Source organism: Pedobacter cryoconitis, from assembly GCF_014200595.1.
GTDB classification, from domain to species: Bacteria; Bacteroidota; Bacteroidia; order Sphingobacteriales; family Sphingobacteriaceae; genus Pedobacter; species Pedobacter cryoconitis_C.
Map to the genome: position 1 here is coordinate 137,964 of NZ_JACHCG010000004.1, position 20,584 is coordinate 158,547.

A 20,584-nucleotide genomic window follows, 5' to 3' on the forward strand; every position below is an offset into this window, starting at 1 on the left:
GATAAGGGTTTTATATGATATCCTTCCATAAGAAGGTTAACCATTCATTAGAAGCTGTATCTCAAACCAAATTGCATTTGGAATCTTGAAGCAAAGAAGTCTTTTGAATAATTACTTGTATTCTTCTGATCAAATGTATAAGTAGGGTAAGTTGTTGGAGTACCAGCAGTAACACTTGTTAATCCTACACTAGCCATTGAGTTGAAAGTATTAGGAGAGAAATATTGAACTCCCCAGTTTTTGTTCAGTAAGTTAGTTAAGTTAACGATATCATAAGTAAACGTTAAAGTATGCTTATGTGTACCATTTTCTATGATTTTGAAGTCCTGAGCAAAACGGAAATCAAGTTGTGTATTCCAAGGTGTACGTGCTCCATTTCTTTCAGTGAAATTACCTCTTCTTGTTTTCAGGTATTTATCACTGTCAATAAATGCATCAAAAGCTGCTGCTTGCTGTGCACCTATTGCTGTTTTAGCAAAGAAATTAGCCGTTTCACCTACGTTAGGAATATAAGCTAAACTTACAGTCTGTCCTGTTCCATTGATCGTAGAGTTAACGAATCCATAAGAATAAGGAGTACCAGACTGAGCACTATAGAACAGAGAGAAACTTGATACATATTTGTTGGCCTTATCCCAGCTCAGTCTGTAGTTAACTGTAGAAATGATACGGTTACGAATATCGAAGTTTGAAGTCGCTAATTGTGGATTATTCGGGCTTAAAGCCTGATTTAACTGCCAGTTAGACTCCATTGAGTTCCTGATACCATTGGTTACATCTTTAGACTGTCCGTAAGTATAGGCAGCCATTACATCTAACCCAAAAGGGAAAGATTTGCCAATCTGACCAGTTACACTGTAACGGTAACCTTTGCTTGTATTAGAAAGCAGGTATGAGTTAGTATATAACGAGTTGTTTTTAAGGTTAGCATTGTAAATTGGTTGTTGATGTTGTGTATCATAAATCATATATGTAGGGTTATCTACAATATTGATCTGTTGAAATTTCAAGTCGTTGATTACTTTAGTATAAATACCTTCTACAGTGAATTTCCACTGATCATCAGTTTTATAATCAAAAGCTAAGCTACTTCTCCATGTTTTAGGCATTTTGAAGTTATTATCAATTAAGTCAACCTGAGTTGGGCCACTTGCATCACTAACGTTGATTGGTTTACCATTTTTATCCACTTGCTTAGAAACAAATCCAGCTTCACCATTTCCGGTTAATGCATCTCTGATAGGATCGCTTCCTGGAGTGAATGCAACCTGACTTGATTTATTATCATATGCACCATAAGTTACCCCGTTGTTATAATAAGCATAACCTAACCAGGCAAAAGGAACTCTACCAGTAAATAAACCACTACCACCACGCATGATCAAGCTTTGATCACCTAATACGTCGAAGTTAAATCCAATACGTGGGGAAACTTGTACCTGTCCAAAGAAGCTGTTCTTAATCTGGCTTGGTTGTGTATAAGTAAAAGTAGTACCATAGTTAGGATCAACAGGTGCATTTGTAGTTTTCGAACTTAATGGTTGTTTGTTTGGCATATCAGCTAAATCAAATCTCAAACCATATGTTAATTTGAAACGATCTGATATCTGCCATTGATCTTCACCATATACACTGTACATATTTAACTTAAACTGTGCAGGCGGATTAGCTATAATGTTATCTCTTGAATTATCAGCATAGTTATAGTTCGTACGAACACGTGTAGGAGTACCTGCTAAGAAACCATCTACATCTTTATAAGAGATACGACCGTTCCATGCATTCACGAAACCATAAGTAATATTATATAACTCGTTATGTGTACCGAAAGTAAATGTGTGTTTTCCTTTTGTTAAAGTGAAGTTGTCAGTAAATTCAAAAGTCTTTTGTTTCATATTGAAGATACTTGCTTCACGATCTGTTCCTAAGAAAATCGTTCCACCATTTGCACCACCAATTTCAATTTGAGGTAATGCAGCATTAGATGTTGGAGTTCTGAAATCATGGATATTTGAATAACCTACTACTAAGCTATTAGACATATCATTGTTGATCCTGCTTTTTAACTCAGCAACAGTAGAACTTTGATTATTTGTTTGTTTATAATCAATACCACCAAATCTGAAGTTTGACTGGTCACGCTCTAAGTTAGTCGCTTCAGAAGTAATCGTGTTGTTACGGATAGTCAACTGATTTTTATCATTGATGTTCCAATCCACACGGTTGAAGAATTTATTTGATCTGGCGTAGATATCATAGTTTCCAAAAGAACCAACATCAACACCATATTTGTTTTTCATCAAGTCAGAAATTTTCTGAGCCTGATCTAAAGTAAGAACCTTCATATCCGGAGAACCAGCACCAAGGATCACAGGATCCTGACGACGGGTAATCTCCTCATTGGTAAAGAAGAATAATTTATTTTTGATAATCGGGAAACCTAATCTGAAACCAGTTTGATAATCATGGAAAGAAGAAGGCTCTTTTGATCCGTCACCAGTTTTATTGTTACCAATTAAACTTGCATTACGACCGTAAGCATAAACAGATCCCGATACATCATTAGTACCAGAACGCGTTACCGCATTCACACTACCACCAGTAAAGTTACCAATCTTAACATCGTAAGGAGCTAATAAAACCTGAACATCCTGGATCGCATCAATCGATACCGGGTTTGTTCTTGTACTGCTACCTGGCATACCAGAACTTCCACTCTGACCACCCAATGAAGGACTGAAACCAATAGCATCATTATTAATCGCACCATCAATAGTTACGTTATTGTATCTGAAGTTGGTTCCCATGAAAGAGTTGTCTTTGCTACCTTGTGGAGTTGTACGGGTTAAATCCGTTAAGCTTCTGCTTACAGTTGGCATGTTCTTGATTTGCTCTTCGCCAATCTGTGTGCCTGCACCAACTTTAACGCCACCTCTTTTACCTTTAACAGTTACTTCACTCAGTTGTTGACCTTCATCTGTTAAGGTGAAGTCTAAACGCTGGTCAGTACCTAAACCCAGGCTGTTAATGTCTTTTTCCTGTTTATTATAACCTACATAAGTTACAGTGATTTTGTAAGGTCCACCAGGATTTAAGTTATTGATACGGAAGTATCCATCAGATCCGGTAACCGCACCATATTTAGTTCCGGTTGGAACATGTAAAACTAAAACACTCGCTCCGGGAATAGTCTGTCCCTTTGCATCTTTAATTTTACCATTAACGCTTGATGTCGTTACCTGAGCATTTACTCCTAACCCCATAAAAAGGAGGAAAGTAAGCATCACGCAGGAGAGATTAATTGTTAGAAATTTTTTCATTTTTCTTGCTTCTGTTTGTTTTTGTAAAACTAGGGCAGCAATGTGACGTTAATATTAATTTTATATGAATGAGCCCATGAGTTAATATCAAATTATAGATGAATTAAAACACTGCTAAAAACAGGTGAAAATGACCCATTAAGGCTATCAAAAAGAGGTTAGAAGGCCTTAATATTATTTCTCCGGATGCTCAGGGAGCCTTAAAATAGTGTTTCCCTAATATTAAGCTTACGTTAACCCGATACAAATCAGTATATATCGCATAACAAAGCCGCTGAGTATTACCCAGCGGCTTTGTTTTTTTTAACGTATTTAAGATGTTGAGCTGAAGCCACAAGCATAGCTTGTTAGCTAAATCGCAGTAACTAATATTTCAAGCCAACCTTCAGACAAATAAAGTGTAATAACCAGATCGGGCCGATTAACAAAAATTTAACATCCTGTAAAAATGAAGGTTTTTTACCCTCGATTTTATGACCGATGAACTGTCCAACCCATGAAAGCACGAAAATTACTGCACAAACCAGCCAGAGTGCAGGTCCACCAGCCAATTCCCACTTCTCCAGCTGTACAATTACAGCAGCAGCAGCAAAGATTAATAAGATCATCATATAAGAAAGTACCGGCGAAAGGCGGTAATAATAATATCCAGAAAAAGCAATGACAAAAGAAGCCCAGTTCACAAATCCATTATACTTTCCAAGGAAAGCCAGGTGCGGAAAAGGGATAGCCCAGATCATTCCTAATAAGCTAAATACAATCAACGGCACACAAACCCAGTGAATCAGTTCATTACTGGGATTCTGATGACTTTCTGAGTAGGTATCAAATAGAATATCCACTTCCTTTTTACGCTCCAATTTTTCCACCGGGGATTTCTGCTTCTTCATAGTATAAAAATAAAAAAAAGCGATAGAATAATCTATCGCTTCGGTAATAATATTTATTGAGCTGCTTATTTAGCAAAGGCAACTGAACGGGTTTCTCTGATTACAGTAACCTTGATCTGACCCGGATAAGTCATCTCCGTCTGAATACGGTTAGAAATATCTGCTGCCAGTAATTCTGCCTGCTGATCAGTTACTCTTTCACTTTCAACCACCACTCTTAACTCTCTACCTGCCTGAATAGCGAAAGTTTTCTCTACACCAGGATAAGAAAGAGCCAGCTCTTCTAATTCTTTTAAACGTTTGATATAACTTTCAACAACCTCACGTCTTGCACCAGGGCGCGCACCGGAAATTGCATCACAAGCCTGTATGATCGGTGAGATCATAGAAGTCATTTCGATTTCATCGTGGTGAGCTCCGATTGCATTACAAATTTCAGGATGTTCCTTATATTTTTCTGCAAGCTGCATTCCTAAAATAGCGTGTGGCAATTCAGGATTATCATCAGGTACTTTACCTATATCGTGTAATAATCCTGCACGTTTGGCCATTTTAGCATTTAAGCCTAATTCTGCTGCCATTGTTGCACAGAAGTTAGCCACCTCACGAGAGTGATGTAATAGATTCTGTCCATAAGAAGAACGGTAACGCATACGTCCTACCATTCTGATTAACTCAGGGTGCAGACCATGAATACCTAAATCAATAACCGTACGTTCACCGATTTCTACAATCTCATCCTCAATTTGTTTCTTCGTTTTCGCTACCACCTCTTCAATACGTGCAGGGTGAATACGTCCGTCAGTTACCAGGCGGTGTAAAGCTAAACGGGCAATCTCTCTTCTTACCGGGTCAAAACCTGATAAAATAATTGCCTCAGGTGTATCATCTACAATGATCTCAATACCAGTCGCAGCCTCCAGTGCACGGATATTTCTACCCTCACGCCCAATTACACGACCTTTAATCTCATCACTTTCAATATGAAAAATAGAAACTGTATTTTCGATCGCCGCTTCCACAGCTGTACGCTGTATAGTCTGGATCACAACTTTTTTAGCTTCTTTAGTTGCAGTTAACCTGGCCTCATCCACAATATCCTTAACCTGGATCATCGCCTGGGTTCTGGCTTCCTGCTTCATGTTCTCTACCAGCTGATTTTTTGCTTCTTCAGCACTTAATCCTGCGATAGTTTCCAGTTGTTTCACATGCTGATTTTTCAGCAGATCAACTTCTTCTTGTTTTTTAATCGCAATATCAGTTTGTTTATCCAGGTTTTTCTTGCTGTTATCCAGCTCCTGTTCCTTGCGGTTCATGTTTTCCAAACGCTGATTTACAGATTGTTCTTTCTGTTTAATAGCATTCTCTCTTTGATTTACCTGGTTATTTTTTGCATTTACTTCCTGCTCATGCTCAGTCTTCAATTGTAAAAACTTCTCTTTAGCTTCCAGTAATCTGTCTTTCTTTAAGATCTCTGCATTACTTTCTGCTTCTTTTAAGATCTTTTTCACTTTTGATTGTGCAGCAATCTCCTGTTTTTTCAACAGGTTGCGCAGCAAATATCTGCCAACCAGTATCCCAACAACTAAGCTGGCCAGTACATATCCAATTATTCCTATTATTTCCATTTTAATTTATATATATAAACGTGCATAAACATAACCTATGCTCATGCAAGCCTCTTATTACCTTTCTCAATTCTGACTTAAAAAAAAACCGCTGTTCAATTTTAAGTTTCCTGTGCTACTGCTCTAAATACATGCAATGATTAACAGCAGCTGATCCCAGCCACCTGCCTGTATTTAAAGATTACGAAACATGAAACAAAAAATTCAACAACGGTTAAATCTCTTTATACGCTTTGAAATTACAGACCGATCCTATCTGGTAAAAAAATCGTTCAGTAAACTATCTAATTCTTCAACTTTTTCAGCTACCGCAGTATCTTGATCCTGCACTTTATTTTCCACCCTTAGTACAGCCGTTGCATAATGCAATACTGCCATAGATAGCAAATCCTGTTTATCTCTGACCGCATAATTTTCCTGATAGTCCTTTATACGCTCATTAATAATTTTGGCTGCCCGCCTTACAATTTCTTCCTCCTCCATATTCACCTTTAAAGGGTAAATGCGGTCCGAGATAGTTATTTTTATCGAGATTTCTCCCATTTCTTAGCTTTGTTTCAATTTCGTGTAATCCCTATTTTTTAAGCAACACTACACATTTATCGATTTCACGCACAAAATCGTTAATTTTTTGCTTTATATCAAGTGTCTTTTCGCTTGTTCCTTCAATACTCTTCGCCAATTTAAGCACCCTCATCTTCTCATCCAAATCTGAGTTCTTAATTTTTGCCGCATTCAAGGCTAACTTAACAGATGAATTTTCCTGCTTTAACAACTCGTTTTCCTCTTGTAATGCATTACAAAGCTCGATAAGCCGGGCCGCTTTATGTAATACTGAATCTAATTGTTCTGCAACCGAAGACATCTTTTATTTAAAAATTGATAGTATTTATATTATTCCTAAAAGTAACAAATAAAATTACTTTCTTATCTCTGCTTTCGCACTTTGGGCTAAGTTAGCGATAATCTTTTGCATAACTGCATCAATTTGCTTGTCAGTCAAAGTCTGCTGGTCATCCTGCAAAGTAAAGTTCAGTGCATAAGATTTCTTATTTTCCGGTAGTTTATCACCCACATACACATCAAAGATCTGCACATTCTTCAGTAATTTCTTCTCTGTTTTGAAGGCTATTGTTTTCAAAGCTTCGAAGGTTACCTCCGTATCCACCAGCATAGAAAGATCTCTCCTTACCGCAGGATATTTAGGGATTTCTTTGCTGATTACTTTATTCTTTCTGACAATATCCAATAATAAGGCCCAGTCAAAGTCTGCATAATACACATCCTTATCCACATCCGTCTGCTTTTTATCTGCTGCTGTTACCGCACCAAAAGTAACAATCGGCTGCGGCCCTCTGAAATACTTCAATCCGAAAGCAAAGTTCTCATCACTGATTTCTTCCGTCTGGTAATTTGTGATTCCCAATCTGCCGATCACAGCATCAACTGCGGCCTTTAAGTTATAAAAGCTTACCGGAGCAGGTTTTTGATTCCATTGTTCTGTAGCATCCGAACCAGAAAGCACCAATAACAATCTTGGACGCTCTACATATTTTTCATTTATCAAATGATAAGTTTTACCAAACTCATAAAACTTAACATCTCCATTTTTTCTGTTCTGGTTATAAGCAACACTTTCCAGTGCCGGCATCAGCAAACTCTGACGCATCACATTTAAATCCGAACTTAAAGGATTCAGGATCTGAACCACCTCTTCCGTATTTTTAGAATAGGTACCTTTAGTTAAAGAGTTACACCAGATCTCCAGATAGCCATTAGCCGTTAACATATCTGCAACCACATGCTGTGTCTGCTCTCTGTCTGGCTTGGCAGAAAAAGTAAGTGAAGCATTTACTTTACTTGGAATCTCAATATTATTATACCCGTAAATTCTTAATACCTCTTCAGTAATATCACACTCACGCGTAACATCAACTTTAAAGCTTGGAACTTTTAAAGATAAACCTTCAGCTGTTTCTTCAGCAACACTAATCCCTAATGAGGTAATGATCGCTTTGATTTCCTCATCTGGAATAGCTGCACCAATCAGCCTGGTAATATTTTTATAGCTAACTTCTACATCAAAAGGGGCAACCGGCGTTGGATATACATCTGAAACTACAGAAGAGATTTCTCCGCCTGCCAGTTCCTGAATCAATAAGGCAGCATATTTTAAGGCAGTAACAGTCATTTCAGGGTCCGTACCACGCTCATAACGGAAAGAAGCGTCCGTTTTCAAAGTATGTCTTTTCGCCGTCTTACGTACCGATACCGAATTGAAATAAGCACTCTCTAAAAATATATTTTTAGTTTCTGCACTCACACCAGAATTCTTACCCCCGTAAACACCTGCAATCGTCACTGGTTTCTCTGCATCACAGATCATCAGATCTTCAGCAGATAACTTACGTTCTGCCCCATCCAGCGTAACGAATGGAGTTCCTTCAGCAACCTTCTGTACAATGATCTTTTTTCCTGCCAGCTGATCTGCATCAAAAGCATGAAGCGGCTGGCCTAAACCATGCAGCACATAATTGGTAATATCTACTATATTGTTAATCGGGCGGATGCCAATTACTTTTAATTTATCCTGTAACCAGTCCGGAGAAGTTTTAACCGTTACCCCACTGATCGAAACACTGCTGTATCTCGGGCAGGCAATTGTATCTGCAACTTCAACCGCAATCGTTAAATTTTCATTTGTTGTTTTAAAAGAATCAATAGCCGGCATTTTCAAATCAATTCTCAGGTAAGCCGCTAAATCTCTGGCTATCCCTAAATGTGAAGCTGCATCTGCTCTGTTTGGTGTTAATCCGATTTCAAAAAGATAATCATCCTCCATTTTGAAATAATCTTTCGCTGGCTGACCGATCAGTGCGTCTTCCGCAAGAACCATAATACCAGCATGAGAACCACCTAAACCAATTTCATCTTCTGCACAAATCATCCCTTCAGAAACTTCGCCCCTGATTTTTGATTTATTAATTTTAAAAGGTTCGCCTTCATTCGGATAAACAGTTGTTCCTACTGTAGCCACTACAACTTTTTGTCCTTCGGCAACATTCGGCGCACCACATACAACCTGTATAGCTTCTGCACCTCCAACATTTACCGTAGTAACCCTCAGCTTGTCTGCATTGGAATGTGGAACGCATGTAAGCACATGGCCAATCACTAATCCTTCCAGACCGCCTACCACTGGTTGTACTTTTTCAAGGCTCTCCACCTCCAGACCGATATTGGTCAGAATCAATGAAAGCTCCTGTGGATTAAGGTCAGTTTGTATGAATTGTTTAAGCCAGTTATATGATATCTTCATGTTATATTTTCTTCTAAAATGCAAAGATATAAAATAATGCTTTGCTGTATATTGATTAGCCCATAAACATGGAAGAATTGACATTAAATAATTTCTTCATCTGCCATGCTGTAGAACTTTTTATTGGTAATAATAAGGTGATCCAGTACCGGGGTATCTAATAACAGACCTGCTTCAACCAGTTTTTTAGTAACTTCAATATCTTCTTTACTAGGTTTACAGTTACCCGAAGGATGATTGTGTGCGAGGATAAGATAAGCTGCCTTCATAGCAATTGCTTTTTCAAAGATGATTTTCGGATCAACGGTTGTACTGGCCTGCCCTCCTTTACTAATCATATGTTTGCAGATCACAAAATTGGCTTTATTTAAAATCAGCATCCAGAACTCTTCGTGATCCAGATCTGCCAGTACAGGGCGTAATAAATCAAATGCGTCACTGGAAGAGTGAATCTGAGGGGATTCCTCATGAGGTTTTTCTTTTCTCCGGCGGCCAAGTTCCAGTGCGGCAATAATGGATAATGCTTTGGCTTCTCCTATTCCTTTAAACAGGACCAGTTCCTGAAAGGATGCCTTTGCTAATAAATCGAGATCGTTTCCATAGTTGAGCAGGATCCGCTGACCCACCTCTACTGAGGTTTCACTTTTATTTCCCGAACTGATCAGGATTGCAATCAGCTCGGCATCTGACAAATGCCTGCGGCCATTCAGCATTAGTTTTTCGCGGGGGCGATCTGCGGGGGCTAAAAATTTAATCCCTATTTTCTGTTCATATTTTACCATAAACAAAAAAACGGGATAAGCCAAAGCCTATCCCGTTTACAATATTGTAAAGCTATTACTATTTTAAGCCGTTAACAAATTTAGTTAACTTAGATTTGTTGTTTGCAGCTTTGTTTTTGTGAATAACATTTTTCTTAGCTAAACGATCTAACATAGAAATCACTTTAGGCAATAACTCCTGACCTGATTTTTTATCTACAGATGCACGTAATCTTTTAACAAAAGTACGAGTAGTTTTTGCTTGGTATCTGTTACGTAAACGTTTAGTAGCGTTTGCTCTGATTCTTTTTAAAGATGATTTATGATTTGCCATTTTCTAGTATAATAATATTTTTATATGTAAAGGTCTGGTAATTACAACAAACCCTGTTTATCCTTTTTTCGGACTGCAAATATAGAACTTATGTTTTTAATATGCAAAACGATATTACAAATATTTTAAATAATCTTGATTATACTATAATCTGATTATAAGATTCTTAAATATTGATTCACAATATTTTGCAAAAAGACAGTATTACATTAGTTGTTACATCACAATCACGCGGTTTATTATATATAATTATATATCTATCTGTATGAGTTCATGTCGACTACAGTTTCACATTCCATGACGTCAGGTAATCTCAATATAAAACACCTTTTGTATAAGGGTTGTGGCATACTTGTGGTATACCAGAATATCAAGTTAACAGGTCTGGAAAATGGTTATCCTCCTCAAAAGAAAAAAGAATTGAAATTTGAAGTGAGAATAAGGCCTTTAAGTTAAAAAATGAATATATTCTCATTAAACCCTTTCATTCAATACTCAAAATACTATTTTTGACAAAAAACCACTTTATATGGATTCAACGCTATCCCCCGCTTGAATACCTAACTATAAACTGCACATGAAAAAACGTATAGCAATCTTTGCCTCCGGTTCGGGTTCTAATGCCCAGAAAATTATGGAACTGTTCAAACACAGTCCAGAAGTAGAAATTGCGCTGGTATTGACCAACAACCCTGATGCATACGTTTTACAACGTGCAGATAATTTTGAAATCCCTTCTCATATTTTTGACAGAAAAGAATTTTATCAGACCGAATCCATCATCGATTTATTAAAAAATCTGGATATAGACCTGATAGTTCTGGCTGGTTTTCTCTGGCTGATTCCTCAAAACCTGATTGCAGAATATCCCGGCCGCATTATCAATATCCACCCGGCTATCCTCCCTAAATTTGGCGGTAAAGGAATGTATGGAGATCATGTACACAAAGCGGTACTCGCAGCGGGCGAAACTGAAGGCGGCATCACGATTCATTACGTAAATGAAAATTATGATGAAGGAGAATATATCTACCAGGCCAAATATAAAATTGATAAAGATGACAATTTGGAAATGGTAAAATTCAAGGGACAACAGCTTGAACACCAACATTATCCCCGTATTGTGGAGAGTATTTTGAAAAAGATAAAAAAATAAGGTACTTTTTATCATTTCTCTCTGAAATTTATCGCTTAAAAATCATAATTTTGCGGCTCAAAAATCACACCCAATGAGTCAACAAATAAAGATCAAAAACGCTTTAATCTCAGTATATTACAAAGACGGTCTAGAACCACTTGTTCGCTTGCTTGCACAGCAAGGTGTTCAATTGTTTTCTACAGGTGGAACAGAACAGTTCATTAAAGACTTGAATTTACCTGTTACAGCTGTTGAAGATCTGACCGGTTATCCCTCTATTTTAGGCGGAAGGGTTAAAACTTTGCATCCAAAAGTTTTCGGTGGTATATTAAACCGCAGAAACCTGGCAGAAGACAAGGTACAGATTGCTGAATATGAAATTCCTGAAATCGACCTGGTCATCGTTGATTTATATCCTTTTGAAGAAACACTGAAAGCAGGTGGTTCTGAAGAAGAAATCATTGAAAAAATTGATATTGGTGGTATTTCTCTGATCAGGGCTGCTGCTAAAAACTTTAATGATGTAGTAATCCTTGCTTCAAAAGATGACTACGCAACCCTTCAACAACAATTAGAAGAGCAAAATGGCGAAACTTCCTTAGCACAGCGTAAAGCTTATGCCAAAAAAGCATTCCACACTTCTTCTCACTACGATACAGCAATCTTCAATTACTTCAATACTGAAGAGCCGCTTACTTTATTCAAACAAAGCATTAATACTGCAAAAACTCTTCGTTACGGAGAAAATCCACATCAGCAAGGTGTTTTTTACGGAGATCTGGATGAAATGTTCACCAAATTGAATGGAAAAGAACTTTCTTACAATAACCTGGTTGACGTTGATGCAGCAGTAAGTTTGATCGATGAATTTATCGAGCCTACTTTCGCGATCTTAAAACACACCAATGCCTGCGGAATTGCTTCGAGAGAAACAATCGGACAAGCATGGGACGATGCCCTGGCCTGTGACCCTGTATCTGCATTCGGCGGCGTACTGATTGCAAACCGTGAAATTGACTTAGCTACAGCGACCGAAATCAACAAATTGTTTTTCGAAGTACTGATTGCTCCTTCTTACGCACCTGAAGCAGTTGAACTGTTCAAAGCGAAGAAAAACAGGGTAATCCTTCAGCGTAACCCTGTTGAATTGGGTAAAAAACAATTCAAGACTTTATTGAATGGTGTAATTGAGCAGGATAAAGATTTAATTATCGAAGGAACTGATCAAATGGTTACCGTAACAGAGAAATCACCGTCGGCTGCGGAGCTAAAAGATCTTTTTTTCGCAAATAAAATTGTAAAACATACTAAATCGAACACAATTGTGTTTGTAAAGGACAATACTTTATTGGCAAGTGGAGTTGGACAGACCTCAAGAGTTGATGCTTTGAAACAGGCAATCGTAAAAGCAGATGCTTTCAACTTCAGTTTAATCGGATCGGTAATGGCTTCAGATGCCTTTTTCCCATTCCCTGACTGCGTTGAAATCGCTGCCGGAGCAGGCATTACCGCTGTTCTTCAACCAGGTGGTTCAATTAAAGATGCTGATTCCATTAACATGGCGAACGAAAAAGGTATCGCAATGGTAACCACTGGCATCAGACATTTTAAGCACTAATTTTTTAACTGCGAATACAATAAAAAGACGTAGTTTTACATTAAATAGTATATAGAATTTTTAATAATAACTTATCACCTATAAATGGGTTTATTTAACTGGTTCACACAAGAGGTTGCCATCGATTTAGGCACCGCCAACACCCTGATAATACACAATGATAAAGTGGTTGTTGATGAGCCTTCAATAGTTGCTTTTGACAGACAAACAAATAAAATTATCGCAATAGGCCGTCAGGCAATGCAGATGGAGGGTAAAACCCATGATAACATCCGTACGGTCAGGCCACTGAAAGATGGTGTTATCGCCGACTTTAACGCTGCTGAAGCAATGATCAAAGGTATGATCCGTATGCTGAACGGCGGAAAAGGCTGGATGTTTCCATCTTTGAGAATGGTAATCTGTATTCCATCAGGAATTACTGAAGTTGAAAAACGTGCAGTAAGAGATTCGGCAGAAATTGCCGGCGCAAAAGAAGTTTACTTAATCCATGAGCCAATGGCAGCAGCTGTAGGTATCGGAATTGACGTAGAAGAGCCGATGGGTAACATGATCATCGATATCGGTGGTGGTACAACTGAGATCGCTGTAATTGCGCTTTCTGGTATCGTATGTGACCAGTCTATCCGCGTTGCGGGAGATAACTTTGACTCAGATATCGTAAATTATATCCGTCGTCAGCACAATATTATGATTGGTGACCGTACTGCGGAGAAAATCAAAATTGAAGTTGGGGCTGCTTTACCTGAATTATCAGATCCACCGGCAGATTTCGCGGTACAGGGAAGAGATTTAATGACAGGTGTACCAAAACAGATCACTGTTTCATACACTGAAATTGCACACTGCCTGGATAAATCTATCTCTAAAATTGAAGAAGCAATTCTGAAAGCATTAGAGATCACTCCACCAGAACTTTCTGCGGATATTTACCAGACTGGTATTTACCTGACAGGTGGCGGAGCTTTATTACGCGGACTGGACAAACGTGTCGCAGCCAAAACTAAACTTCCGGTACACGTAGCAGAAGATCCATTACGTGCGGTTGTTCGTGGTACTGGTATCGCACTGAAAAATATCGGTGGCTATAAGTTTTTAATGCAATAAATTAATCATTACATACAGTATAAGAAATGTGAGCCGCTTGTATAAAAGCACTCACATTTTATCATTAAATAAAATGAGGACTGTAGCTCAATACAGAATGAAGAAATATGCGTAACCTTTGGATTTTCATAAATAGATACAACGCATTTTTCCTGTTTGTCATCTTTTTCACCATTGGCATTATCCTTACTGTTCAAAATAACGCTTACCAAAGGAGTGTAACGCTTAATTCTACCAATGAGGTTGTCGGACATGCCTATGAGCGGCTCAATGTATTCAAAAAATACATGAACCTGGGCACTGTAAATGATAGCCTTGCCTTTGAAAATGCAAGACTTCATACTGCACTCCTCGCCCTTAAAAATATTGACAGTGCCAAAAACACACTGGTTAAAGATACCGCTACTCATGTGCAGTATACTTACCTGGCGGCCAGGGTCATCAAAAACTCTGTCACGCTGAGGAATAATGTCATTACGATTAACAAAGGAAGCTTAGACGGGATAGAAAGCGGGATGGCTGTCATCTCTGCCGGCAGAGGTGTCGTTGGGATTATCCGTGATGTATCACCGCACCTGGCTACGATAGAATCTTTGCTGAATAAAGACGCGAAAATCAGTGTCAGCATCAAATCAACAAAAGCATTAGGCTCACTGGTATGGGGTGACCGGAATTCTGATTACAGAACAGCATTTATCAAAGACGTTCCCAACCATTTTAAAGTAAAACTAAAGGATACCGTGATCACTTCTGGTTTTGGCTCCTTCCCTCCTGGCATACAGGTAGGAACGATCAGTAACAGAGGGATCTCCACCGGAGATAATTTCCTGACTATCCAGATTAACCTTTTCAATGATTTCAGCACTTTACAATATGTGTATGTAATCAAAGATAAATTGGCAGAGGAAGAAAAAGCATTAGAATCAAAATTGCCGAATGAACAGTAGAATCATATTAATCAATATCTTAAGGTGGTTCATTCTGCTTTCCATACAGATTCTTTTGTTAAGGAACCTGAGTTTTTACGATCTGGCGACCCCTTTTACCTATATCTTATTTTTATTGTTGTTACCTTTTGGTATCCCTAACCCTATTCTGTATCTCATCGCTTTTGGTACAGGTTTAACACTGGATGCTTTTTATGATACCTTAGGGGTACATACTGCTGCCTGTGTAACGCTGGTTTTTGTACGGATTTTGTTTATTTCCGTAACGGTAAGCCGTGACAATTTTGATGAACCCGAACCCACTTTAGGTAATATGGGATTCAAATGGTTCGGCTTATATGCCTTACTTTGTACCTTCTCACATCACCTTGTGCTTTTCTTATTAGAAGCTTTTAAATTAACAGAACTCTCGTATACTTTGTTAAGATGCCTGCTTAGCGGTATCTTTACTTTATTCACTGTTATATTGATAGAATTTATCTTCTATAATAGAAAAATGCGCTAATGGAGAATCTTTTCAACCGAAAATATATTATACAAGGTCTGTTTATAGTAGTTGCACTTATTTTATTAGGGCAGCTTTTCTATATACAAGTAGCCAGTGACCGTTATTTTTTATCCGCAAACAGTAATGTATTACGGAAAAAATATACTTTCCCGGCTCGTGGGGTTATTACAGACCGCAACAATAAAGTGCTTGTTCAAAATGAACCAGTATATGACCTGATGGTCACCCCCAGCCTGGTTAAACCGTTTGATACACTTGCTTTATGCAGGATTATTGGTATCGATATGGCTGGTTTTCATAAACGATTTAATAAGGCCAGAAATCAGTCTAAATACCAGCGTTCAGTATTTGAGAAACAATTATCTGTACAAACCTACGCCGCTTTACAAGAAAGACTTTCCCGCTTTATTGGTTTTGAAACACAAAACAGAACAGTAAGACATTACCCGGATAGTGTAGCCGGACAGTTTTTTGGCTATGTAAAAGAGGTTTCAGATAAGGATATTGAGGAAAGTGATGGCTATTACCGCCCGGGAGATTATATCGGAAAATCGGGTGTAGAGCGTCAGTATAATGATGTACTTCGCGGAGAGCGTGGAGTAGAGAATACGATTTATAATGCAAGGAATGTCCCTCAGGGGAGTTACCTGAATGGTAAATTTGATACCCTGGCCATTTCCGGAGAAACATTGGTTTCTTCACTGGATATCGATATTCAGAAACTAGGAGAACAACTGCTGAAAAATAAGGTAGGAAGTATAGTAGCGATTGAGCCAAGTACAGGTGAAGTGCTGGCTTTTGTCAGCAGCCCTACTTATGATCCTAACCTGATGGTTGGAAGGCAGCAGGGCAATAACTACATGGATATTTTCCGTTCGCCAAACAGACCATTCTTAGTAAGGCCACTTTCAGGTTATTATTCTCCTGGTTCTTCTTTTAAACCACTGGATGACTTAATTGCGTTGCAGGAAGGTGTAATTGATCCGAATACGACTTTTAATTGTCCTGGCGGCTATTGGGCAGGAAACCACTTTGTAAGTTGCGAACACGTAGATGGAAATATTTCCCTTCGTAAAGGATTGGCAAGATCTTGTAATACTTATGCCTGTTATGTATTTCAGAAGCTGATGACGCAGAAGAAATACAAAAACAAAATTGAGGCTTATGATTCCTGGTCTGCCAAAGTCCGTAAGTTCGGTCTGGGTTCTAAACTCGATCTGGATATGCCGTTTGAGCGTAAAGGAAGAATATTTACCTCCGAAGAGTATACAAAAAGATTTGGTAAACATTGGGGATATACGACTGTAATCTCTTTGGCAATTGGCCAGGGTGAGATGAGTGCTACACCTTTACAGATGGCCAATATTATGGCGATCATTGCAAACCGCGGTTATTATATCAAGCCTCACCTGGTTAAAGGTATCGGAGAAAAGAAAGATGTAAAAAAAGAATACCTGGTTAAGAACTCTGTAGACATCGATGCTGCACATTTTGAGCCCGTGATTGATGGAATGCAAGATGCCGTTAATGCACCTTATGGTACCGCCCGCGCTTCGGCGATCCCGAATATTCTTTTCTGTGGAAAGACGGGTACGGTACAGAATCCACATGGAAAAAATCACTCTGTATTTGTTGGTTTTGCACCGCGTGATAATCCAAAAATAGCTATTGCTGTAATTGTAGAAAATGCAGGTTTTGGTGGGGTCTATGCCGCACCTATTGCCAGTTATATTACAGAAAAATATTTGACAGGCAAAATTTCTGGTGGAAGGCTGGCGCAGTCAGAGGCGATGAAGAAACTTGTCGTTTTACCTGATGTACCAAGACCGAAAATCAAATGGGCCCCTAAAGGAACTGATAGTGCTGCTAAACCAGTTGTATTGCCAGCTTCACCAGAAAATAAAATTGTGAGTACTAAAACAACTATTAACTAAGCAAATGACTACGCAACAAGGCAGCCGTTTTTTCTTCAATGTAGATTGGATCACCATTTTGATTTACACGGCCTTATGTACTATTGGCTTCGTTAATATTTATGCTTCTCTTTATAACCCCGAAACTTCAACGCTGTTTAACTTCAGCAGTAACTACGGGAAACAATTAGTGTATATCATCACAGGCTTAATGCTGGGGTTCTCTATCCTGTTACTTGATGCCAAGTTCTTCAGTGTATTTTCACCAGTAGTTTATGGGATTACCATGTTACTGCTGATGGCCGTACTGGTGGTTGGCCGTAAAGTGGCTGGTAACCAGGCCTGGATTCCTCTGGGTGCCTTCAGGTTACAACCTTCTGAGCTGGCTAAATTCGGAACAGCCTTGCTGATTGCCAGGTATGTCGGGAATTTCAACCCCAAGTTCACGGATATTAAATCCATTTTTTTTGCAGCGCTGATCATCGGCTTTCCGTTGCTACTGATCATGCTTCAGCCTGATACGGGATCGGCACTGGTCTTTCTGGCCTTCATGTTCCCCTTGTACAGAGAAGGTTTATCAGGTTATTTCTTATTGATTTTCCTGGGGATGATCGTGTTATTTATTGCCGACTTCCTGGTCCCTTCTTATATCCTTATCCCTATTATTGCAGTAGTTGGGGGTTTCTTTATTTATCAGAACAGAAGAAAACAGAAGATGATGTTTTCGATGATCCTGACCACCATCATAGCCATTGCTTATTTATTTCTGGTGAAGGTCGCTTATGAAAAGGTTCTGGAGCCACATCAGCGTACAAGGATTGAAATCATGCTGGGTCTTAAAACAGATCCTAAAGGGGCTGGTTATAACGTGATCCAGTCCAAGATCGCTATTGGGGCAGGGCAATTGACCGGAAGAGGTTTTCTGGAAGGTACACAGACTAAATATGGCTATGTACCTGAGCAAAGTACCGACTTTATCTTCTCTACGATTGGAGAGGAATGGGGTTTTCTGGGTTGTTCGGTTGTGATCGGGTTGTATATCTTTTTACTGTTAAGAGTAATTAACCTGGCCGAACGGCAACGTTCTACCTTTTCCAGGGTTTATGGATACTGTGTGGCCAGTATTATCTTCTTCCACGTTTTTATTAATATAGGGATGACTATTGGTATCATCCCGGTAATTGGTATTCCATTGCCATTCATTAGCTATGGAGGGTCTTCTTTATGGAGTTTTACAGTATTACTCTTTATTTTCCTGAAACTGGATTCGAATAGAATGGGCTTTATTTAACAGTAAAGCGCTGGTTTAACAATTCGTAAAACTGATCTGCTGTTTCTTGTTTAGCTGCCCAGTTATTCTTCGCTGCATAATTGCGCTGTAAAAATTCGTCTGCACTTTTGAAATCAGGCATTTTGTTAACCAGATCTATCGCTTCTGCATAGGCAAGATTATAACCGTTAAACAGATCTTTAATATAACGCATCTTATCATTCAGACTGATGGCTTGTTTCAAGTCTTTTATTTCTATCCGGCTATTCTCAGCGTTAATATTCCGGGAAGCAGTATTGCCAGCCAGGATATCATTTAATGTAGGCTTTGCGACCGGTTTTTCCGGCTCAATATCTGCCTGTTTTTGCACAGGTACTGGTGCGAATAATTCTTCCTGAACAGGCTTTGTTTCAAATGCAAAAATTGGTTCTTTAACAGGTTCCTCTTTATAAACAGGTTCTTCTGCAACTTCTTCAATCTGCTCAATTACAGGAACAGGTTCTTCTTTTACAGGTTCTATTACAGGCGCAATCTCTTCTTCTACAGGTTCGATTACCGGAATAACTTCTTCTTCCGGCTCAGGTATAGCTGGTGTTTCCTCCACTTCAGTCTCTATCACAGGCTCTGATACTAAAAACGGTTCTGGCCCTACCTCATCATCTTCTGGCAGCTGTATGCCCAGGCTATCCATTTCTCTGAGCTTTTGTTTCTGTGCAATAATCACTTCTTCTTCTTTGCTCAGCGGCCTGTCAAATATGGCATCTATAGATTTCTCTTCAAATTCGAACTTATCGGTAGATGGCTTCTCATTTAAGATGAATTCGAAATTTGAAGGTTCATTGTCCAGTTTGAAGATATCCTCATCCAGTCTTGGTCTGGCCGGAAGGATCTCATGCGTAGCAGAAGTATCTTCAGCAGGTTCATCTTTCTTGATTTCGGCAGCACCGGATAGTATACGGGGGGCAGTCCCGCTATTTATTTTCTTAATAATATTAACATGATCAGCTAAGAAACTCGCATTTGCCAGAAAAAGTTCAAGCTCCAATTCATTGAGTTCACGGGGATTTTGAGCAAGATATTGATACTGATCATTTAACTCATTAAGTATCTGCCCTATCTTTTTGAATATGTCCTCCTGGTTCATCATAGTTGTATAACGTAAGAATTGGTGATTTATGTTGATAACTAAACACTCAAAAGTACTACAAAATTTCGATATTCGCCGGTCATTACACCCCAGAATACAGCATGTTATTTAGCGAACAAAATTACAGCAGAGGAGAATATGGCGGCAGCATTGAAGTAATTTGCGGCTCCATGTTTTCAGGCAAAACGGAAGAACTGATCAGAAGATTAAAGCGCGCAGAGATCGCTAAACTAAAAGTAGAGATTTATAAACCGGCAACAGATACCCGTTACGATGAAACAGCAGTCGTATCCCATAACTATAATTCTATCGAAGCTACCCCTGTAGCACATTCTTCTGCAATTCTGTTGCTGAGATCCGATACACAGGTTGTAGGTATTGATGAGGCTCAGTTTTTCGATGATGAACTTCCTGAAGTTTGTAATAAACTTGCAAATAAAGGCATCCGTGTAATTGTAGCTGGTTTGGATATGGATTTCAGCGGCAAACCTTTCGGCCCTGTTCCTGCCTTAATGGCCATTGCAGAATTAGTTACCAAGGTGAATGCAGTCTGCGTAAGATGCGGAAGCCCTGCTATGTATTCTTTTCGCCGGGTAGCCAGCGATGCTAAAATCCTGCTTGGAGAAAAAGAAAGTTACGAACCCAGGTGCAGAGCTTGTTTCCACGCGAGGGACTAATTTAAAC

17 protein-coding genes are annotated in these 20,584 nt (G+C 38.9%); 8 read left to right on the forward strand and 9 right to left on the reverse strand.

The annotated features are described in order from the left end of the window. Positions 1 to 47: 47 nt before the first annotated feature. The 8 genes from HDE70_RS20340 to rpsT all read right to left on the reverse strand — a co-directional run bounded on the left by HDE70_RS20340 (position 48) and on the right by rpsT (position 10,252). Positions 48 to 3,320: a carboxypeptidase regulatory-like domain-containing protein gene (locus HDE70_RS20340; RefSeq protein WP_183865821.1), complete on the reverse strand. Its 3,273-nt coding sequence runs from the start codon at positions 3,318 to 3,320 to the stop codon at positions 48 to 50. 365 nt (positions 3,321 to 3,685) lie between these two features. Continuing rightward, positions 3,686 to 4,210 carry a DUF962 domain-containing protein gene (locus HDE70_RS20345; protein ID WP_183865822.1) on the reverse strand — a complete coding sequence of 175 codons (525 nt, stop codon included), beginning with the start codon at positions 4,208 to 4,210 and terminating at the stop codon, positions 3,686 to 3,688. Positions 4,211 to 4,275: 65 nt separating this feature from the next. Beyond that, complete coding sequence (rny, locus tag HDE70_RS20350; RefSeq protein ID WP_183865823.1) at positions 4,276 to 5,838, reverse strand: ribonuclease Y; 1,563 nt, start codon at positions 5,836 to 5,838, stop codon at positions 4,276 to 4,278. Positions 5,839 to 6,090: 252 nt separating this feature from the next. Next, entirely contained in the window at positions 6,091 to 6,381 is a 291-nt protein-coding gene (locus tag HDE70_RS20355; protein WP_183865824.1) for a cell division protein ZapA, read from the reverse strand. Positions 6,382 to 6,412: 31 nt separating this feature from the next. Beyond that, positions 6,413 to 6,703, reverse strand: coding sequence for a hypothetical protein (locus tag HDE70_RS20360; protein WP_068403216.1), 291 nt, complete (start codon positions 6,701 to 6,703; stop codon positions 6,413 to 6,415). A 54-nt stretch (positions 6,704 to 6,757) separates the two neighbouring features. Then, entirely contained in the window at positions 6,758 to 9,157 is a 2,400-nt protein-coding gene (gene pheT, locus HDE70_RS20365; protein ID WP_183891697.1) for a phenylalanine--tRNA ligase subunit beta, read from the reverse strand. Positions 9,158 to 9,240: 83 nt separating this feature from the next. Then, positions 9,241 to 9,939 carry a RadC family protein gene (gene radC, locus HDE70_RS20370; protein WP_183865826.1) on the reverse strand — a complete coding sequence of 233 codons (699 nt, stop codon included), beginning with the start codon at positions 9,937 to 9,939 and terminating at the stop codon, positions 9,241 to 9,243. A 58-nt stretch (positions 9,940 to 9,997) separates the two neighbouring features. Continuing rightward, positions 9,998 to 10,252, reverse strand: a complete 255-nt coding sequence (gene rpsT, locus HDE70_RS20375) for a 30S ribosomal protein S20 (RefSeq protein ID WP_041878275.1) — start codon at positions 10,250 to 10,252, stop codon at positions 9,998 to 10,000. A 577-nt stretch (positions 10,253 to 10,829) separates the two neighbouring features. On the opposite strand from rpsT, the gene purN reads away from it, so the two are divergent. From purN to rodA, 7 genes are all read left to right on the forward strand, one after another. After that, a complete protein-coding gene (gene purN, locus HDE70_RS20380) occupies positions 10,830 to 11,408 on the forward strand; it encodes a phosphoribosylglycinamide formyltransferase (protein ID WP_183865827.1) in 579 nt (192 codons plus the stop codon). A 73-nt stretch (positions 11,409 to 11,481) separates the two neighbouring features. Beyond that, entirely contained in the window at positions 11,482 to 13,008 is a 1,527-nt protein-coding gene (gene purH / locus HDE70_RS20385) for a bifunctional phosphoribosylaminoimidazolecarboxamide formyltransferase/IMP cyclohydrolase (protein WP_183865828.1), read from the forward strand. Positions 13,009 to 13,092: 84 nt separating this feature from the next. Next, positions 13,093 to 14,115, forward strand: a complete 1,023-nt coding sequence (locus tag HDE70_RS20390; protein WP_037440490.1) for a rod shape-determining protein — start codon at positions 13,093 to 13,095, stop codon at positions 14,113 to 14,115. A 107-nt stretch (positions 14,116 to 14,222) separates the two neighbouring features. Beyond that, positions 14,223 to 15,062 carry a rod shape-determining protein MreC gene (gene mreC / locus HDE70_RS20395; RefSeq protein WP_183865829.1) on the forward strand — a complete coding sequence of 280 codons (840 nt, stop codon included), beginning with the start codon at positions 14,223 to 14,225 and terminating at the stop codon, positions 15,060 to 15,062. Continuing rightward, entirely contained in the window at positions 15,052 to 15,567 is a 516-nt protein-coding gene (locus tag HDE70_RS20400; protein WP_183865830.1) for a rod shape-determining protein MreD, read from the forward strand. Before mreC ends, HDE70_RS20400 begins: the two co-directional genes overlap by 11 nt. Further along, entirely contained in the window at positions 15,567 to 17,504 is a 1,938-nt protein-coding gene (gene mrdA, locus HDE70_RS20405) for a penicillin-binding protein 2 (RefSeq protein ID WP_183865831.1), read from the forward strand. The genes HDE70_RS20400 and mrdA overlap by 1 nt, the downstream gene beginning before the upstream one ends. Positions 17,505 to 17,508: 4 nt before the next feature. Beyond that, complete coding sequence (gene rodA, locus HDE70_RS20410) at positions 17,509 to 18,774, forward strand: rod shape-determining protein RodA (protein ID WP_183865832.1); 1,266 nt, start codon at positions 17,509 to 17,511, stop codon at positions 18,772 to 18,774. Here rodA and HDE70_RS20415 read toward each other — a convergent pair. After that, the gene (locus tag HDE70_RS20415; protein WP_183891698.1) at positions 18,767 to 19,900 is read right to left on the reverse strand and encodes a hypothetical protein; all 1,134 of its coding nucleotides are present in this window, start codon (positions 19,898 to 19,900) and stop codon (positions 18,767 to 18,769) included. The genes rodA and HDE70_RS20415 overlap by 8 nt on opposite strands. A 101-nt stretch (positions 19,901 to 20,001) precedes the next feature. Between HDE70_RS20415 and HDE70_RS20420 the strand changes: the two genes are divergently transcribed. Continuing rightward, positions 20,002 to 20,577: a thymidine kinase gene (locus HDE70_RS20420; RefSeq protein ID WP_183865834.1), complete on the forward strand. Its 576-nt coding sequence runs from the start codon at positions 20,002 to 20,004 to the stop codon at positions 20,575 to 20,577. The last annotated feature ends 7 nt before the right edge of the window (positions 20,578 to 20,584 follow it).

Coding starts and splice junctions, on each gene's coding strand:
- HDE70_RS20340 (WP_183865821.1), bottom strand. CDS start 3,320: ATGAAAAAATTTCTAACAATTAATCTCTCCTGCGTGATGCTTACTTTC.
- HDE70_RS20345 (WP_183865822.1), bottom strand. CDS start 4,210: ATGAAGAAGCAGAAATCCCCGGTGGAAAAATTGGAGCGTAAAAAGGAA.
- rny (WP_183865823.1), bottom strand. CDS start 5,838: ATGGAAATAATAGGAATAATTGGATATGTACTGGCCAGCTTAGTTGTT.
- HDE70_RS20355 (WP_183865824.1), bottom strand. CDS start 6,381: ATGGGAGAAATCTCGATAAAAATAACTATCTCGGACCGCATTTACCCT.
- HDE70_RS20360 (WP_068403216.1), bottom strand. CDS start 6,703: ATGTCTTCGGTTGCAGAACAATTAGATTCAGTATTACATAAAGCGGCC.
- pheT (WP_183891697.1), bottom strand. CDS start 9,157: ATGAAGATATCATATAACTGGCTTAAACAATTCATACAAACTGACCTT.
- radC (WP_183865826.1), bottom strand. CDS start 9,939: ATGGTAAAATATGAACAGAAAATAGGGATTAAATTTTTAGCCCCCGCA.
- rpsT (WP_041878275.1), bottom strand. CDS start 10,252: ATGGCAAATCATAAATCATCTTTAAAAAGAATCAGAGCAAACGCTACT.
- purN (WP_183865827.1), top strand. CDS start 10,830: ATGAAAAAACGTATAGCAATCTTTGCCTCCGGTTCGGGTTCTAATGCC.
- purH (WP_183865828.1), top strand. CDS start 11,482: ATGAGTCAACAAATAAAGATCAAAAACGCTTTAATCTCAGTATATTAC.
- HDE70_RS20390 (WP_037440490.1), top strand. CDS start 13,093: ATGGGTTTATTTAACTGGTTCACACAAGAGGTTGCCATCGATTTAGGC.
- mreC (WP_183865829.1), top strand. CDS start 14,223: ATGCGTAACCTTTGGATTTTCATAAATAGATACAACGCATTTTTCCTG.
- HDE70_RS20400 (WP_183865830.1), top strand. CDS start 15,052: ATGAACAGTAGAATCATATTAATCAATATCTTAAGGTGGTTCATTCTG.
- mrdA (WP_183865831.1), top strand. CDS start 15,567: ATGGAGAATCTTTTCAACCGAAAATATATTATACAAGGTCTGTTTATA.
- rodA (WP_183865832.1), top strand. CDS start 17,509: ATGACTACGCAACAAGGCAGCCGTTTTTTCTTCAATGTAGATTGGATC.
- HDE70_RS20415 (WP_183891698.1), bottom strand. CDS start 19,900: ATGATGAACCAGGAGGACATATTCAAAAAGATAGGGCAGATACTTAAT.
- HDE70_RS20420 (WP_183865834.1), top strand. CDS start 20,002: ATGTTATTTAGCGAACAAAATTACAGCAGAGGAGAATATGGCGGCAGC.